This window comes from Methylobacterium carpenticola (assembly GCF_042748905.1).
Taxonomy (GTDB): Bacteria; Pseudomonadota; Alphaproteobacteria; order Rhizobiales; family Beijerinckiaceae; genus Methylobacterium; species Methylobacterium carpenticola.
The window spans coordinates 1893880-1911045 of the sequence record NZ_JBHZEO010000001.1 but is presented as its reverse complement, the minus strand read 5'-3'; the positions used below and the strand labels follow the sequence as shown (position 1 = coordinate 1911045).

Sequence of the window (17166 nt, the reverse complement as noted above, 5' to 3'; positions counted from 1 at the left end):
GCGCCATGCGGCGGGCGCTCCTCTCCGCGGCCGCGGCGCTCGCCGCCACCGCCGCCCTCGCCCACGAGGCGCATCCGCCCCCGGCGGCGGGCGGCCCCGCCTTTCCGATCGCGGCGCCGGGCAGCTACCGCCTGCCGCCGATCAAGCCGGCCGCGGGTGGGGCCGTGCTCGACGAGACCGGCCGGCCGCAGGATCTGCGGCGCGACGCGCTGCTCGGCCGGCTGACCGTGCTCGCGCTGATCTACACCCGCTGCGGCGACGTCTGCCCGGTGGCCAGCGCCGACATGGCCCGCCTGCAGGATCTCGCGGCGAAGGACGCGCCGCTCTCGCGCCGCCTGCATCTCGTCACGCTGAGCTTCGACCCCGAGCACGACACGCCCGCGGTGATGCGGGATTACGCCGCGACGTGGCGCTCGTCCGATCCCGGCGCCCCCGCGTGGCGCTTCCTCACGGCGCCCGACCGGAACGCGCTGGCGCCGATCCTCGCGGCCTACGGCCAGCGCGTCGACGCCCGGCCGGGCGCTGCGGGCGGACCGCTGAACCACGTCTTCCGCGCCTTCCTGATCGATCGCGACGGGCGCATCCGCAACATCTACAGCCTCGACTTCTTCGAGCCCGCGCTGGTGATCAACGACGTCCGGACGCTGCTCCTGGAGGCGGCCGGCACGGAGGAGCGCTGAGCGCACCCGTGGAGGCGAACACCCAGCCGGTGATGGGCAGGCCATGATTCGCTCGGCCATGATTCACTCGGCCAAGATCCACACGGCCAAGATCCACTCGGCCGTCCGTTCGGCGATGATCCGATCCTGGGTCCGGCCGCGCCGCTCGCTCTTCACGAAGTACTTCATCGTCCTGTTCTCGGCCGTGGCGATCCCCCTGTTCTCCAACGGCGGCCTGGAGGCGTGGTTCAGCTACCGCGACCAGCGCGAGCAGCTGCACGAGCATCTCGGGCTGGAGGCGCGGGCCGCGGCGTTCCGCATCCAGGCCTTCATCGACACCATCCGCGCGCAGCTCGGCTGGATGGTCCAGCTGCCCTGGACGGCGGCCACGGAGGACCGCCAGAGGCTCGACGCCCAGCGCCTGCTGCGGCAGGTGCCCGCCGTCGCGCATCTCACCCTGGTCGACGGGGACGGCAAGGAGCGGCTGCACGTCTCGCGCGTCAGCCTCAACCGCGCGGGCAGCGGCACCGACTGGTCGGGCGATCCCGCCGTCGCGGGCGCCAGGGCCGCCCGCGTCTGGTACGGGCCGGTGACCTCGCACCGGGGCTCCGAGCCCTTCATGACCATCGCGGTCGCGGGCAACCGCCCCTCGGCCGGCATCGCCATCGCGGAGATCAACCTCAAGCTGATCTGGGACGTGATCGCGTCCATCCGCGTCGGCCGGACCGGGCAGGCCTTCGTGCTCGACGGGCCGGGCCGGCTCATCGCGCACCCGGATATCAGCCTGGTGCTGCGGGGCACCACCGATGCGGCGGCCCGCTCTCTCGCGACGTTGCGCGACGAGATCCGCACCTCCGGCGGCACCGCGACGGGCCGGGACGCCTCGGGCCAGCGGGTGATCGCCGCGATGGCGGCCGTCCCGGGCGTCGACTGGACGGTGGTGGTGATGCAGCCGCTCCTGGAGGCGTTCGGGCCGATCATCCGGTCGCTCGTCCGCACCGGCGTCTTCCTGTTCCTCGGCGCCCTGTTCGCCGCCCTCCTCGCCTTCTGGCTCGCCCGGCGGATGACCGGTCCGATCCGCCTGCTCGAACAGGGCACCCGGCAGATCGGCGCAGGGCATTTCGACCACCGGATCGCGATCGACTCGGCCGACGAACTCGGCCGGCTCGCCGCGCAGTTCAACGCCATGGCGGGCGAACTCGCCCTCTCCCAGGAGCGCCAGGAGCGGATCGCCCGCCTCCGGCGCTTCCTCGCCCCCCAGGTCGCCGAACTCGTCGACAGCAGCGGGGACGACGGGGTCCTCGACGGGCGGCGCGTCGAGGTCGCGGTGATCTTCGGCGATCTGCGCGGCTTCACCGCCTTCTCGGCCGGCACGCCCCCCGAGGCGGTGATGGAGGTCCTGTCGGAGTATTTCGAGGGGCTCGGCCGGGTCATCACCGCCCACGGCGCCACCCTGATCTCGTTTTCCGGCGACGGCCTCATGGTCCTCGTCAACGCCCCCATGCGCTGCCCGGACCCCGCCCGCGCCGCCGTCGCGCTCGCCGTCGACATGCAGGCCCTCGTCCAGTCGCTCATCGCGACGTGGCGCGCCCGCGGATACACGATCGGGTTCGGCGTCGGCGCCGCGATGGGCCCGGCGACCGTCGGGCGCATCGGCTATGCGAGCCGCTGCGACTACACGGCGATCGGTCCCGTCGTGAACCTCGCCGCCCGGCTCTGCTCCGCCGCCGAGGACCGGCAGATCCTGATCGACGCCGTCCTGGCCGAGGCCGTCCCCGGCGGCACGGCCGTCACCTCGCTCGGCGCGCGATCGCTGAAGGGGCTGCCCGCCGCGGTGCCGGTCTTCTGCGTCGCCTGCGGCGCGCCCGCGGCGCCGTGAGGCGGCCCGCCGGCCTCATTCGATCACCGTGTCGGCGCCGCTGAGAAGCGCCTCCGGCACGGTCAGGCCGAGCGTCCGCGCCGTCTTCAGGTTGACGAACAGCTCGACCTTGGTGACGAGCTGGACCGGAAGCTCGGAGGGCCGCTCGCCCTTGAGGATCCGCCCGGCATAGAGGCCGGCCTGCCGGTGCGACTGCGTGAAGTCGCCGCCGTAGCTCATCAGCCCGCCCGCGAGGGCGAAGTCCCGCGACTGCGTGATGGCCGGCACCGCATGGGCGAGGGCCAGGGCGGCGAGCCGCCGGCTGCGGTTGGCGAAGTAGGGATCGGAGGTGAAGACCATTCCGCCGATCCGCCGGCCGGTCCCGCCGGCGAAGAGCGGATCGAAGTCCTGCTCGCGGCTGACGGGCACGACGTGGAGCCCGACGCCGAGCGTCTCGGCCGCGCCGCGCAGGGAGGCCAGCTGCGACTGCGCGGTCGGGCTGGTCGGGTTGACGATCACGGTCAGGGGCGAGGCGGCCGGCACCACCTCGTGCATGAATTCGAGCCGCTTGCGGGACACCTCCACGCTCAGGCTCGACACGCCCGTGATGTTCCCGCGGGGCCGCGCGAGGTCGTCGACGACGCCGAGCGCCACCGGATCGCCGCCCATCTCGAAGATGATCGGGACGGTCGCGGTGGCCGCCTTGGCGGCGAGCGCGACCGGCGCGCCGCCCGGCGCCGCCAGCACGGCGATTCGGTGCCGGAGCAGGTCCTCGGCGAGTTCCGGCAGCCGGTCGTACTGCCCCTCGGCCCAGCGGAATTCGAGCGCGACGTTCCGGCCCTCGTCGTATCCCGCCTCGGCCAGGCCCTCGCGGAAGGCGACGAGGCGGCTCGCATAGGCCTCGGGGGATTCGAGGCCGAGATAGCCGATGACCGGCACGGACGGATCGAGCGCCCGGGCCGGCCGCGTCGCGGCCACGAGGCCCCCGAGCCAGCCGAGCACCTCGCGCCGCCGCGGGACGAATGCCGGCCTTCGATCGAACGGTCTGTGCGACGGCATCGCGGAACACCCGAAGAGGCGCGATCGCGGAGGCGCAGTCTACCAGTTCTGCGTGTCACGGAACAGGCTTGGCGGCGGATCTCCTGCTGCCGGGCGCCGGCGCGGAAATCGCGCCGCGATTCCGGAGTGCGGTTGACTGGTATGTCGGCCTCTCCCGCCCTCATCCCGAGGGCGAAGGCGGGACGGAGTGTTGGATGAATACTGTCGCCGAGCCCCGTCGACGAAGCTCAGACCGGCAGCGCCGCCTCGGCCTTGACCTCCTCCATCACCGGATAGGTGCGCGTCTCGGCGACGCCCGGCAGCGTCAGCAGGATGTCGCCGAGGAAGCGCCGGTAGGCCGGCATGTCGAGGACCCGTGCCTTGACGAGATAGTCGAACCCGCCCGCCACCATGTGGCATTCGAGGATGTCGGGAACGCGCCGGACCGCCTCGGCGAAGCGGTCGAACACGTCCGGCGTCGTCTTGTCGAGCGAGACCTCGACGAAGATCAGGAGGCCGCGCTCCAGCTTGTGCGGATCGACCCGCGCCCCGAACCCGGTGACGTAGCCCTCGCGCAGGAGCCGCTTGAACCGCTCGCTGGTCGCGGTCGGCGACAGGCCGCACCGCTCCGCCAGCTCGACCGTCGCGATGCGCCCCTCCTGCTGGAGGATGCGGAGAATATGACGGTCCTTCGCGTCGAGCACCGGAAATCCCTTCGGAATGCCATCATTGCCGTGTTTTCCGCCATGATCCTGGATTTTTCCAGTCTTTTTGCGCGCCACCCTCCGGTCTAGCGTCAGGGCGAACCGGGATCCGCGTGCGTCGGCGCGGCCCGCGATCGCTGACCGTCACCGATGCGCGAGAGAGTGCCGTGGACCGCCCCGACGTTTTCGAGAGCTTCATCGCAGGGACGCGCAACCAAGCCCCGCTGCGGGAGGCGGTGACCGCCGCCTATCGCCGTCCCGAGGGCGAATGCGTGCGCGCCCTCCTGCCCCTCGCCGCCCTGCCGGAGGCGCAGGCACGGGCGGTCGCCGGCACGGCGGAGCGGCTGGTGCGGGCGCTGCGGGACAAGCAGCGCTCCGGCGGCGTGGAGGGCCTGATCCACGAATACGCCCTCTCCAGCCAGGAGGGCGTGGCGCTGATGTGCCTCGCCGAGGCGCTGCTGCGCATCCCCGACGACGCCACCCGCGACGCCCTGATCCGCGACAAGATCGCGAACGGCGACTGGAAGAGCCATGTCGGCCAGTCCCCGTCCCTGTTCGTCAACGCGGCGACCTGGGGCCTCGTCGTCACCGGCAAGCTCACCGCCACCACGAGCGAATCGAGCCTGTCGGCCTCCCTCGCCCGCCTCATCGCCCGGGGCGGCGAGCCCCTGATCCGCCGGGGCACCGATCTCGCCATGCGGATGATGGGCGAGCAGTTCGTCACCGGCCAGACCATCGCCGAGGCGCTGGCGAACAGCCGGCGGATGGAGGCCAAGGGGTTCCGCTACTCCTACGACATGCTCGGCGAGGCGGCGACGACGGCGGCGGATGCCGCCCGCTACCTCGCCGATTACGAGGGCGCGATCCACGCCATCGGCCGGGCGGCGCAGGGGCGCGGCATCTACGAGGGGCCGGGGATCTCCATCAAGCTGTCCGCCCTGCACCCGCGCTACAGCCGCGCCAAGATCGGGCGCGTGATGAGCGAGCTGCTGCCCCGGGTGAAGGGCCTCGCCCGGCTCGCGAAGGGCTACGACATCGGCCTGAACATCGACGCCGAGGAGGCCGACCGGCTGGAGATCTCCCTCGATCTCCTGGAGGCCCTGGCCCTCGACCCGGACCTGTCGGGCTGGAACGGCATCGGCTTCGTGATCCAGGCCTACGGCAAGCGCTGCCCGTTCGTGATCGACTGGCTCGTCGACCTCGCGCGCCGGGCGAACCGGCGGATCATGGTGCGGCTGGTCAAGGGCGCCTACTGGGATTCCGAGATCAAGCGGGCCCAGACCGACGGCCTGGAGGATTTCCCGGTCTTCACCCGCAAGGTCCACACGGACGTGTCCTACCTCGCCTGCGCGCGCAAGCTCCTGGCGGCGCCGGATGCGGTCTTCCCGCAATTCGCGACCCACAACGCGCAGACGCTCGCCGCGATCATGACGATGGCGGGCCCGAACTTCTATCGCGGCCAGTACGAGTTCCAGTGCCTGCACGGCATGGGCGAGCCGCTCTACGAGGAGGTGGTGGGCCCGGACAAGCTGAACCGGCCCTGCCGGATCTACGCGCCGGTCGGCACCCACGAGACGCTGCTCGCCTATCTCGTGCGCAGGCTCCTGGAGAACGGGGCCAATTCCTCGTTCGTCAACCGCATCGCCGACGCGGCGGTGCCGGTGGCCGACCTGATCGCCGATCCGGTCGCCCTCGTGCGCGCCACGAACCCCGCGGGCGAGCCCCACGAGCGGATCGCGCTGCCGCGCCGCCTCCTCGGCCCGGAGCGGGAGAACTCCGCCGGCCTCGACCTGTCGAACGAGGAGCGGCTCGCCGCCCTGGCGGGCGACCTGCGGCGGAGCGCCGCGCAGGAGTGGCAGGCCCTGCCGGCGCGGGCCGCGGCCTCGGCGCCCCTGAGCGAGATCCGCAACCCCGCCGACCGCCGCGACGTCGTCGGCCGCTGGCGGGAGGCGAGCGAGGCCGAGATCGCCGGGGCCCTCGATGCCGCGGCGCGGGCCGCGGCCGGGTGGGCGGGCATGCCGGCCGGCGAGCGCGCGGCCGCGCTCCGCCGCGCGGCGGAGCTGATGGAAGCGCGCATGGGCGTCCTGATCGGCCTCATCGTGCGGGAGGCCGGCAAGTCCGTCCCGAACGCGGTGGCGGAGGTCCGCGAGGCGGTCGATTTCCTGCGCTACTACGCGGCCGAGGTCGTGCGAATCGCGGGATCCGACCGGCTCCCGGCCCTGGGTCCGGTCGTCTGCATCTCGCCCTGGAACTTCCCGCTGGCGATCTTCACCGGGCAGGTCGCCGCGGCGCTGGCGGCCGGCAACGCGGTCCTCGCCAAGCCCGCGGAGGAGACGCCGCTGATCGCCGCCGAGGCGGTGCGCCTCCTGCACGAGGCCGGCATCCCCGGCGACGTCCTGCAGCTCGTGCCCGGGGCGGGCGCTGTCGGTGCCGCCCTGGTGGCGGATCCCCGCGTGATGGGCGTGATGTTCACGGGCTCGACCGCGGTCGCCCGGCTGATCCAGCGCCAGCTCGCCGACCGGCTGACCGCCTCGGGCCAGCCGGTCCCCTTCATCGCCGAGACCGGCGGGCAGAACGCCCTCGTGGTGGATTCCTCCGCCCTGGCCGAGCAGGTGGTGGGGGACGTGATCGCCTCGGCCTTCGACAGCGCCGGCCAGCGCTGCTCGGCCCTGCGCATCCTCTGCCTGCAGGAGGAGGTCGCCGACCGCATCCTGACGATGCTGCGCGGGGCGATGGACGAACTCTCGGTCGGCAATCCCGGCGACCTGTCGGTCGATGTCGGGCCCGTCATCACCGCCGAGGCCAGGGACGGGATCGAGCGCCACGTCGCCGCGATGGAGGCCCGCGGCCACCGGGTCGTCCGGCTGCCGCTCGGACCGGAGACGGCGCACGGGACCTTCGTCGCGCCGACGATCATCGAGATCGGGCGGATCGCCGATGTCGAGCAGGAGGTGTTCGGCCCCGTCCTCCACGTCCTGCGCTTCCCGCGCGCCGGCCTCGACCGGCTGATCGACGACATCAACGCGACCGGCTACGGGCTGACCTTCGGGCTCCACACCCGGATCGACGAGACCATCTCCCGCGTCGTCAACCGGGTCGAGGCCGGCAACGTCTACGTCAACCGCAACATCATCGGGGCGGTGGTCGGGGTCCAGCCCTTCGGCGGCTCGGGGCTCTCGGGCACGGGTCCGAAGGCCGGCGGCCCGCTCTATCTCGGCCGCCTGATGCGCATCCCGCCGCAGACGGCCCTGCCCGGCCTCGATGCGGCGCCCACCGCCCTGGCGGTGGCGCGGACCTATGCCGACTGGCTGCGCGCGCGGGGCTTCGGCGAGCCGGCGGAGCGGATCGTCGGGCAGGTCTCGCGTTCGTCGCTGGGCGCCCGCATCGCGTTGCCCGGGCCGGTGGGGGAGCGGAACGTCTACGCCCTCCGGCCCCGGGGGCGCGTGGCCGCCCTGGCCGAGACGGCGGAGGGCCTGCTGGTTCAGGTGGGGGCGATCCTGGCGACCGGGAACGTCGCCGTCCTCGACGCGGGCAGCCCGGTGCGCGCGGTGCTCGACGGCCTGCCCAAGGAGGTGCGTCCGCGCGTCGAGATCGTGCCCGACTGGCGGGCGGCGCCGGACCTGCGGGCGGTGCTGTTCGAGGGTGAGCGCGACGGCCTGCTCCGGATCACCCGGGCGGTCGCGGCGCGGGAGGGCCCCATCGTGCCCGTCCAGGCCACCACCGCGGCTGCCCGCGAGAGCGGCGACGACTACGACCTCAACAGGCTCCTGGAGGAGTGCTCGATCTCGACCAACACGGCGGCCGCCGGCGGGAATGCGAGCCTGATGTCGATCGGCTGACCGCCCCGGCACCCGCCGCCGCAGGGCGGCGGGTTCTCGTACGGTTTCCGCATCGCGACGCGACTGCGCAGCCATCGCCGAGCGATCATCCGGAAACCGTATCACGAGCCCGCGCGGCGCCGAGCGAGGCCGGTTTCCGCATCGCGAAGCGATCATCCGGAAACCGTATGACTTGGGATCATTCTGCGATGCAGCAACAGAAGGCTGAGAAGGGCGCAGAATGCAAAGATCGAGATCGCGAAGGCCAGCCATAGAACCGAGTGCGGACCGGCGGAGGTCATGAGGGCGGCGAAGACCGGCGGTGCGACGGCGAACGAGAGATTGAGCGGCACCGCAAGCCGTGCCGAGGCGCGGGCATAAGCTCCGGCGGGAAAAACCTCCAGCGGCAGCGTGGCGCGCGTGACGGCGGTGACGCCGTTGGCGACACCGTACAGCGTCGCGAACAGCATCGCGCCGACGAAGGTGTCGGTCAGCAGAAGAACGATGAAGCTCAGCGGAAACAGGGCCGAGGCCGCCAGCCCTGGGACGAAGCCCGACCAGCGCCGGCTCCCGACCAGGTCGACCATGCGTCCTGCCCATTGAGCGATGCCAATGAAGGCCGCGGCCGTCAGGGCACTGGCGTGGTCGAGGCCCGCCGTCTCGAACAGGATGATGATGGTCAGGGCGAAGCCCCAGGTGAAGAACCCGTTCGCGGCGAAGCTCATGGCAAGCAGCGCGAAGCGTGGCCGGTCGATGAGAACAGGCTCGGCTGTCGTCGTCGCGGTGGCTTTTTCAGCCGCCCGGCGGGCGAGCGTCGCCCAGTGAAGCGGCATGCAGACGAGCAGCATCAGGACGGCATAGATCAGTGTCGTTGTGCGCCAGCCCCAGCGGGCTTGCAGGAGGCCCGTCAGCGGCCAGACGATGGTCGACGTCAGCCCGCCGGCGAGAACCAACACGCCGAGCGCCTGGCGCGCCTTGCCGCCGGCGATCTCGGTCACCGCGATCTGCGCGGGTGTCGTCAGCATGCCGGCACCGGCGAGGCCGAGGATGGTCCACGACAGGAGATAGGACGCCATGCCATCGGCCACGCTCATCGCCAGAAGGCCGGCTCCGCCCAGGACCGATCCCACCACCATGACCGGGCGCGTCCCGTGGCGCTCGAAGATGATGCTCATCGGCCAGGACACCATGGCCATGACGACGAGCATCACCGTCGGTCCTGCCATGACCATGGGCAGGGCCAAGTTCAGCTCGCCGGCGACGGCAGGTCCGATGACCGCGGGCAGCCAGAACGTGGCGCCCCAGCCGATGATCTGCGTCACCGACAGAGCGGCGACCGCACGGATTGTCGGCGAGTGGAACGGCATTCGGGGATCGACGGACGCAGGAGTGTGGAGGAGCCCGATTCAGTCGTGCCGCGGGAGGCCGCTTTCCATCCCGAGCCGACCTTCGCACGCGGTCAAGCCGATGGGATTCCGATTTTGGGCCGACGTGGCAGGGCCAGCATAGCCGGTCTCGATGCCGCCGTCGCGCGCAACCAGGGCCGGGTTCGCAGGGCGATCGCCCTCCGCCGCGCCCGGACCCGGCTTGACACCGCCCGGCGCGCCCGTCACACCCCCGCATTCCCAGGGGAGCCTCGCGAGGAGGCTGAGATACCACCCGCCCGGATCCGGTCCGGGCAACGTGGTGACCCGATGAACCTGATCCGGATCATGCCGGCGTAGGGATGCGGGACTGGTGGCCTCCCGGAGCCGCGAATCCGTCCTCCGCGCATGGTGCCCATCGGGATCGGCCGCCCGCCTGCCCCGGCGAGGCGGACGCGAGAGGTGGCTGACATGGCGCAAGCCGAGATGGCGCAAGCCGAGATCATCGACGCCCTGATGGCCTTCCTCGGGCAGCCCGGCGCGAGCGAGGCCGAGTTCGAGGCGATGGCGCTGCGGCTCTTCGGCTACCAGTTCCGCCACAACGAGCCCTACCGGCGCTTCGCCCTCCGGCGCGGCCGCACGCCGCTCACGGTGCGGCGCTGGCGCGACATCCCGCCGGTCCCGATCAAGGCCTTCAAGGACCTGACGCTGAGCTGCTGCCCGCCGGAGGCGGCCGAGCGCGTCTTCATGACGAGCGGCACGACCCAGGCCGGCCGCGGCCGCAGCTACCACCCGACCCTGGCCGTCTGGGACCGCTCGATGCTGGACACCTTCCGGCGGCGCGTCATGCGCGGGCGCGGGCGGATCCGCATGGGCATCCTGTTCCCCGACGAGGCGGCGCTCCCGAACTCGTCGCTGGCCCGCTACCTGACCCTGGCCCGGCGGGAGTTCGGCACGCCGGAGAGCGCGGTCCTCGTCGGCGCGGCGGGGCTCGACCGCGACGCCCTCCTCGCCGCGCTGGCCCGGGCCGAGGCGGAGGCCGAGCCCTACGCCCTGCTCGGCGCGAGCTACGCCTTCGTGCCCGTGCTCGACGCGCTCGCGGCGCGCGGCCGCCGCTTCGCCCTGCCGGAGGGCAGCTTCATCCTCGATACCGGCGGCTTCAAGGGGCAGTCGCGCGAACTCGATCCGGACGAGTTCTACGACGCGCTGTCGGCGGGGTTCGGCGTGCCCCGCGCCGCCTGCCTCAACATGTACGGCATGACGGAACTCAGCACGCAGTTCTACGACGACGGCAACGCGACCTGCCCCTCGCTCAAATCCGGTCCGCACTGGATCCGCAGCCGCGTGGTCGATCCCCTCACCGGGGCGGACCTGCCGGAGGGCGAGCGGGGCGTCCTCGTCCATCACGACCTCGCCCATTTCAACGCCGTCTCGGCGATCCTGACCGAGGATGCGGGGGAGATCGCGCCGGGGGGCTTCCGCCTGCTCGGCCGGGTCGACGGCGAGGCCTCGAAAGGCTGCTCGTTGGCCGTGGCCGAGTTCCTCGCGGCGGCGCAGGGCTAGAGGCGTGGCCGAGTTCGCCGGCTACCTGCCGGGCTTCGCCAGGGACGAGATCGGCTGGCGCCCCACCCGCTTCGCGGCCTGGGGCGAGAGCGTCGAAGTCGCGCTGCCGGAATTGAGCGACGCGCAGGCGCGGGCACTCTGCGACCGGATCCGCACGCGGGCGCGGGCCTCGCTCAAGCGGATGGAGGTCGCCCGCATCGTGGCGGCCATCGACCGGGCGACCGCCTGCCTGCTCGACCGGCAGCACCCGCTGCGCCGCAAGGCCGAGGCGCTCCTGCCCGTCGTCACCGGCTACGACCGCGAGACGGTCCGCCTCGGCCTCACCAGCCTCCTCAAGACCTTCCGGCGGCCGCAGCTCCTGCGCTTCCTCGCCGAGGATTTCGCCAATCCCGGAATGCTCGACGGCTTCCAGCCGGCGGCCAAGGGCGGCTTCGTCCGGGCCCACGGGCCGGACCTGCTGCTGCATGTCTGGGCCGGCAACGTGCCCGCCCTGTCGCTCTGGAGCCTCGTCTGCGGGCTCCTCGTCAAGGCCGGCACGGTCGGCAAGCTTCCCTCGGCCGAGCCGCTGACGGCCGGGTGGTTCGCGGGCCTGATCGCCGAGAGCGATCCCGACCTCGCCGAGTGCCTCGCCGCGGTGTGGTGGAAGGGCGGGTCGGAGGGCTGCGAGGCCGCCTTCCTGCGCGAGGCCGACACGGTCCTCGCCTATGGCGGCAACCCGACCCTCGCCGCCCTGCGGGCGAAGCTGCCGGTCACCACCCGCTTCCTGCCCTACGGCCACCGGATCGGCTTCGGCATCGTCGCCCGGGAGGCCCTGGACAGCCGCCGCGCCGTCGCGCTCGCCCGGCTCGCCGCCCACGACATCGCGCGCTACGAGCAGCAGGGCTGCTACTCGCCGCAGATGCTGTTCGTCGAGCGCGGCGGCCCGGTCACGCCGGGCGAGTTCGCCCGCCACCTCGCCCACGAACTCGCCGCGCTGGCGAGCCGCCATCCGCGGCGCTCGCTCTCCCCCGCCGAGGCCGCCGCCGTCGCCGCGTGGCGGGGCGCGCAGGAGATGCGCTCCCTCGGCGGGACGGCCGAGATCCTCGGCGATCCGGCCGATCCCTGGAGCGTCGTCCATGCCGGGGCGGCCGAGGCGCTGAGCCCCACGGGCCTCAACCGCACGATCACGCTCGTCCCCGTCGACAGCCTCGATGCGATCCCGGCGCTCGTCGCGCCCCATCGCGTCTTCCTGCAGACCGCCGGGATCGCGGCCTCGCCGGACAACCTCTTCCGGCTCGCCGCCCGCCTCGGCGAGGTCGGCGTCACCCGGATCACGGCGCTCGGCCGGATGACCGCGCCCGAGGCCGGCTGGCACCATGACGGCCGTTTCAGCCTGCTCGATCTCGTCACCCTGACCGAGATCGAGCAGGGCGCCGAGGCCGCGGCGGAAGGGTTCGCGCCCTATGTCGACTGACCCGTCCGGCTTCGTCACCCTGGCGCGGGTGCGCTACCGCTACGATCCGGCGGCGCCCGCGATCGTCGATGGGGTCGACTGGACGATCCCGCGCGGGGCGATCCACTGCCTCCTCGGCCGCAGCGGCTGCGGCAAGACCACGCTGCTCAAGCTCGCCGCCGGGCTTTTGCTCCCGAGCGAGGGCGAGGTCCGCCTCGGCGGCGAGGTGCTGCGCGGCCCGGCCGCGCGCGCCGGCTTCGTGTTCCAGGCGCCGACCCTGCTCGACTGGCTGAGCGCCCTCGACAACGTGCTGCTGCCGCTCTCCCTGAAGCGCCGCCCGAGCCGGACCGACCGCGCCGCCGCCCGCGATCTCCTCGGCCTGATGGGGCTTGCCGATTGCGCGGACCGCCGGCCGGCCGCCCTGTCCGGCGGGCAGCAGAGCCGCGTCGCGGTCGCCCGGGCGCTGATCGGCGAGCCGGACCTGCTGCTCCTCGACGAGCCCTTCGCGGCCCTCGACGCGCTCACCCGCGAGGACCTGCAGGACGACCTGCTGCGGCTCTGCTCCTTGCGCGGGACCGCGGCCCTGTTCGTCACCCACGACATCGCCGAGGCGGTCTATCTCGGCGACCGGGTCGCCGTGATGGCGGCGGGCCGCCTCATCCACGCGGCGCCCATCGCCCTGCCCCGCCCCCGGCCGCGCTCCATCCGCTACGACCCCGCCTTCGGAGCGGCCTGCCGGGCCCTGCGCGACGCCATGGATGGCCGGGCCGCGCCCGAGGGACGGGCCGCATGAGGCCGCGGCTGATCTCCGGCCTCCTCTTCCTCGCCCTCCTCGCCGGCTGGGAGGCGTGGTGCCGGGCGGCCCGGGTACCGGCGCTGATCCTGCCGCCGCCCTCCGCCGTCGCCGCGACGCTGTGGGGGGAGATCGCGAGCGGCCGGCTCTGGCCCCACCTCGCCGTCACGATGACCGAGATGGGGCTCGGCCTTATCATCGGCGCGGCGGTCGGGCTCGGCGCGGGCATCCTGCTCGCGGAGATCCCCTGGCTGAACCGGGTGCTGCGCCCCTACGTGCTGGCGAGCCAGCTCGTGCCCAAGCTCGCCCTCGGCCCGCTGCTGATCATCTGGTTCGGCTTCGGGCTGACGCCGACCGTCGTGATCACGGCGCTGATCTGCTTCTTCCCGCTGCTCGAAAACACCCTGACCGGCCTCGGCGAGGTCGAGCCGGCCCGGCGCGACCTGTTCCGCATGCTGGGGGCGAGCCGCCTCCAGACCCTGCTGCGCCTCAAGCTGCCCTCGGCCCTGCCCGTCATCATGGCGGGTTTGCGCGTCGCGATCGTGCTCGCCCTCGTCGGCGCGGTGGTCGGCGAGTTCGTCGGCGGGCGGATCGGGCTCGGCGCCTCGATCATCGCCGCCCAGAGCGTGATGGATTCGAGCCTGATCTTCGCGCTCTTCGCCGTGATCACGCTCCTCGGCATGATCGTCTACGAAGCCGTGCGCGGACTGGAGCGGCTCGTCCTGCGGCGCTACTCGAAAGGCTAGACCATGGCTCCCCGGCACCGCCCACCGCTCCCGGCCTTGTTCCTTGCGCTGTCGTTCCTGGTTCTGCCCTGGCTGGCGAGCCGTCCGGCCGCCGCCCAGGACCCCGTCAGGCCTCCCGACAGGGTCACGGTGGCCGGCTGGAGCCAGCCAATCAGCGAGATCACCAATCTCCTGGCGGAGCCGGATCACGGGCTGTTCAAGGCGAGGGGGATCGCCCTCGACTACGTGCCGGGGACGGGGGGCGGCTCGGCGATCCAGACCCTGCTCGCGGGGCAGGCCGACATCGCCTTCACCGATCCGGCCTCGTTCTACCTCGCCCTCGACAGGGGCGAGAAGCTGGTCGCGATCTACAACATCTACCCGCAGAACGTGTTCAACGTCGTGGCGCCGAAGGGCCGCGGCATCCGCACCGCCGCCGATCTCAAGGGCAAGCGGGTCGGCGTCTACAGCCTGTCGAGCGGCACGCGCCAGAACCTGGCGCTGCTGCTGCACCAGGTCGGCCTGCGCGAGACGGACCTGACGATCGAGGTCACCGGCCTCCTGAACTTCGCGCCGCTGATCCAGGGCCAGGTCGACGCCACCGCGGCGACCGATACGGGCCTCCTCGTCGGCCGGGCCAGGGGGCTCGGCGAGGTCGAGGTGATCGAGGTCCGCGACCATCTCAACCTGCCGAGCGACATCTTCGTGGTCACGCAGGCCGCCTACGAGGCGAGGAAGCCGCTCCTGAAGCGCTTCCTCGCCGCCTATCGCGACTCGGCCGCCTGGATGATCGCGAACCCGGCCGAGGCGGCCCGCCTCGCCGTGACGCGGGCGATCAACGGGCGCGACGAGGCGGTCAACCTCGCGGTCATCCGGCTACGCAACCGCTCCAGCGTCTCGCCGACGACGGAGCGTGACGGCCTCGGGCAGTTCGACCCCGACGTGATGCAGAAGGGGGCGGACACCTTCCTGAGCCTCGGGCTGATCCGCCGCCCCCTCGACATGGGGCAGGTGGTCCGGACCGACCTGATCCCGCCCAAGGAAGGCACCCCCGCGGACGGCACCCCCAAGGACGGCACTCCATGAGATTCCGCGACCGGGCCATCCTCGTCACCGGCGCCAGCCGCGGCATCGGCGCGGCCATCGCCACCGCCTTCGCAGCCGAGGGCGGCACCGTGATCGTCAATTACCGCGAGAACGCCGCCGCCGCGGCCGCGGTGGCGGAGGCGTGCCACGCCCGCGGCGGCGCGGCGCTCGCCATCGCGGCGGACGTGACCGCCCCCGCGGCGGTGGCGGCGATGGCGGAGCGGATCGGGCAGGAGGTCGGACGGCTCGACGCCGTCGTCAACAACGCCTTCGCGCCCTACCGCTTCGATCCCGACCGGCGCGCCCGCTTCCCGCAGACGCCGTGGTCCGCCTACCAGCAGCAGTTCGAGGGCGCGGTGAAGGCGGCCTACACGGTGGTTCAGGCGCACCTGCCGCTGCTCACGCGGCGCAGCGGCGCGAGCATCGTCAATCTCGCGAGCGATCTCGTCACGCGGCCGAGCATTCCCTATCACGACTACACCACCGCGAAGTCGGCCCTCGTCGGGTTCAGCCGCAATCTCGCGGCGGAACTCGGTCCGCTCGGCATCCGGGTCAACTGCGTCGCCCCCGGCCTCGTCCATCCGACGGAAAGCAGCCTCTCGACCAAGGAGGAGGTGCGCGAGATGCTCGTCGCGCAGACGCCGCTGCGGCGCCTCGCGACGCCCGACGACGTGGCCGGCCCAGTGCTCTTCCTCGCCAGCGACTGGAGCCGCTTCGTCACCGGCCAAGTGCTGCACGTCGATGGCGGGCTTGTGATGACCTGATACGGTTTCCGGAAGATCACTTTCGGAAACCGTATCACGAGCCCGCGCGGCGCCTGAGCGAGGCCGGTTTCCGCATCGCGAAGCGATCATCCGGAAACCGTATGAGAGCCGGCTTGATCGATCCTGCGGTCTCTCCCACCCTCGCACCTCAAGGTGAGATTGCGGGTGGTGTACCAATCCTCAGCCGATCGTGAGGATCGAGCCGAACAGGCTCCGGACCGGACTGCATCAGGCAAGTCCGGCTCGGCGCCTGTTCCTGCATCGGTGTCGCCGGACCGGTCGATCAGGCCTTCACGCCGCCATCGACCGGGAGACCCGGCGATGAAGGGGCTTAGGCGACGAGCCGGGCGATCTGCTCGCCCGCGTCGCGGAAGGCCTGCTCGACCATCTCGGGACCGCGCCCCATGCCTTCGGCATAGACGAAGCGCACGTCCGTGATGCCGAGGAATCCGAACATGAACTTGAGGTACTGCGCCGGCGTATCGGTCGGCGTGTCGCGGTAGAACCCGCCGCGGGTCAGCGCGACGTAGACCGTCTTGCCCTCGACCAGGCCGACCGGTCCGGTCTCGGTGTAGCGGAAGGTCGCGCCCGGCCGGGTGACCGCGTCGATCCAGTTCTTGAGCTGTGCCGGGATGTTGAAGTTGTACATCGGCGCGCCGACGACGATGACGTCCGCGGCGAGGAGCTGGGCGACGAGGCCGTCGTCCTGGGCGGCCCGGGCGGCCTGCTCCGGGCTGCGCGCGTCGGGCGGGGTGAAGCGGGCTTCCACCGCCACCTCGTCGAGCGGCGCGACCGGATGCGTGGCGAGGTTCAGCACCTCGACCTGCGCGGCGGGATGCGCCGTTCCGAGCTGCGCCACGATGGAATCGGCCAGCCTGGTGGAGGCGGACGCGCTGGCGCGCGCGCTGGAATTGATCTGAAGGATCTTCATGGTGATTGTCCTGCGGTGAAGGCGGGCCGCGCCGAGGCAGGCGTGCGGCCTCGATCCGCGCGGAGGATCCGCGCGATCGGCTGGGAGGGTCGGGAGGCGTGGCGCGCGACGGCCGCCTCAGTCCGGCCCGAGGGTGGCGAGCAATGGGGGCAGGCCGCGGAACACCGCGTCGGCGCGCAGGGGGCTGCGCTCCTCCCCCTCTCCGACGCTGCCGGGCGCGGCCCGGAGCGCGGCGAGCGCTGGGGCGGCGCCGTAGCGCCACCCGCAGAGGGGATCGAAGAGGTACGTCACGTGGGACATGGAGGCTCGCTGCGCCGGATGTCGGCCCGACGTCGTGTCAGCCTGACGATAAGCGTCTCGCGATGGTTGGAAAATCCGACGGATCCGGACAGACTGTGCGCCGCAGGCTGACAATCGGCAGGACTACTCCT

Annotated in this window: 14 protein-coding genes and 1 riboswitch; of the genes, 9 read left to right on the top strand and 5 right to left on the bottom strand. The window is 72.4% G+C overall.

Annotation, left to right across the window (positions count from 1 at the left end; all coding sequences use genetic code 11):
• Window positions 1–5 precede the first annotated feature (5 nt).
• A complete protein-coding gene (locus ACE101_RS09165; RefSeq protein WP_379128215.1) occupies window positions 6–680 on the top strand; it encodes an SCO family protein in 675 nt (224 codons plus the stop codon).
• 115 nt (window positions 681–795) lie between these two features.
• The gene (locus tag ACE101_RS09160) at window positions 796–2538 is read left to right on the top strand and encodes a cache domain-containing protein (RefSeq protein WP_379138569.1); all 1743 of its coding nucleotides are present in this window, start codon (window positions 796–798) and stop codon (window positions 2536–2538) included.
• Between the two features lie 15 nt (window positions 2539–2553).
• Here ACE101_RS09160 and ACE101_RS09155 read toward each other — a convergent pair whose 3' ends face one another.
• Together ACE101_RS09155 and ACE101_RS09150 are read right to left on the bottom strand one after the other, a co-directional pair.
• On the bottom strand, window positions 2554–3576 hold the full coding sequence (locus ACE101_RS09155) for an ABC transporter substrate-binding protein (protein ID WP_379128213.1): 1023 nt from the start codon (window positions 3574–3576) through the stop codon (window positions 2554–2556).
• Between the two features lie 227 nt (window positions 3577–3803).
• Window positions 3804–4259: an Lrp/AsnC ligand binding domain-containing protein gene (locus tag ACE101_RS09150; RefSeq protein WP_379128210.1), complete on the bottom strand. Its 456-nt coding sequence runs from the start codon at window positions 4257–4259 to the stop codon at window positions 3804–3806.
• 167 nt (window positions 4260–4426) lie between these two features.
• On the opposite strand from ACE101_RS09150, the gene putA reads away from it, so the two are divergent.
• Window positions 4427–8098 carry a trifunctional transcriptional regulator/proline dehydrogenase/L-glutamate gamma-semialdehyde dehydrogenase gene (gene putA / locus ACE101_RS09145; RefSeq protein ID WP_379128207.1) on the top strand — a complete coding sequence of 1224 codons (3672 nt, stop codon included), beginning with the start codon at window positions 4427–4429 and terminating at the stop codon, window positions 8096–8098.
• Between the two features lie 152 nt (window positions 8099–8250).
• Here putA and ACE101_RS09140 read toward each other — a convergent pair whose 3' ends face one another.
• Entirely contained in the window at window positions 8251–9444 is a 1194-nt protein-coding gene (locus ACE101_RS09140; RefSeq protein WP_379128205.1) for an MFS transporter, read from the bottom strand.
• Window positions 9445–9694: 250 nt separating this feature from the next.
• Window positions 9695–9821, top strand: a riboswitch (TPP riboswitch).
• Between the two features lie 91 nt (window positions 9822–9912).
• Between ACE101_RS09140 and ACE101_RS09135 the strand changes: the two genes are divergently transcribed.
• Genes ACE101_RS09135 through ACE101_RS09110 form a run of 6 tightly spaced genes read left to right on the top strand, consistent with a single transcriptional unit; the run spans window position 9913 to window position 15804 of the window.
• Complete coding sequence (locus ACE101_RS09135) at window positions 9913–11004, top strand: LuxE/PaaK family acyltransferase (protein ID WP_379128202.1); 1092 nt, start codon at window positions 9913–9915, stop codon at window positions 11002–11004.
• Window positions 11005–11008: 4 nt separating this feature from the next.
• Window positions 11009–12457 carry an acyl-CoA reductase gene (locus tag ACE101_RS09130; RefSeq protein ID WP_379128199.1) on the top strand — a complete coding sequence of 483 codons (1449 nt, stop codon included), beginning with the start codon at window positions 11009–11011 and terminating at the stop codon, window positions 12455–12457.
• Window positions 12447–13229, top strand: a complete 783-nt coding sequence (locus tag ACE101_RS09125; protein ID WP_379128196.1) for an ABC transporter ATP-binding protein — start codon at window positions 12447–12449, stop codon at window positions 13227–13229. Before ACE101_RS09130 ends, ACE101_RS09125 begins: the two co-directional genes overlap by 11 nt.
• Window positions 13226–13975, top strand: coding sequence for an ABC transporter permease (locus tag ACE101_RS09120; RefSeq protein ID WP_379128193.1), 750 nt, complete (start codon window positions 13226–13228; stop codon window positions 13973–13975). Before ACE101_RS09125 ends, ACE101_RS09120 begins: the two co-directional genes overlap by 4 nt.
• Before the next feature lie 3 nt (window positions 13976–13978).
• Window positions 13979–15040, top strand: coding sequence for an ABC transporter substrate-binding protein (locus ACE101_RS09115; RefSeq protein ID WP_379128191.1), 1062 nt, complete (start codon window positions 13979–13981; stop codon window positions 15038–15040).
• Window positions 15037–15804: an SDR family oxidoreductase gene (locus ACE101_RS09110; RefSeq protein ID WP_379128189.1), complete on the top strand. Its 768-nt coding sequence runs from the start codon at window positions 15037–15039 to the stop codon at window positions 15802–15804. The genes ACE101_RS09115 and ACE101_RS09110 overlap by 4 nt, the downstream gene beginning before the upstream one ends.
• 331 nt (window positions 15805–16135) lie before the next feature.
• Here ACE101_RS09110 and ACE101_RS09105 read toward each other — a convergent pair whose 3' ends face one another.
• Window positions 16136–16735, bottom strand: a complete 600-nt coding sequence (locus ACE101_RS09105) for an FMN-dependent NADH-azoreductase (protein WP_379128186.1) — start codon at window positions 16733–16735, stop codon at window positions 16136–16138.
• Between the two features lie 117 nt (window positions 16736–16852).
• The gene (locus tag ACE101_RS09100; RefSeq protein WP_379128183.1) at window positions 16853–17035 is read right to left on the bottom strand and encodes a hypothetical protein; all 183 of its coding nucleotides are present in this window, start codon (window positions 17033–17035) and stop codon (window positions 16853–16855) included.
• Window positions 17036–17166 lie beyond the last annotated feature (131 nt).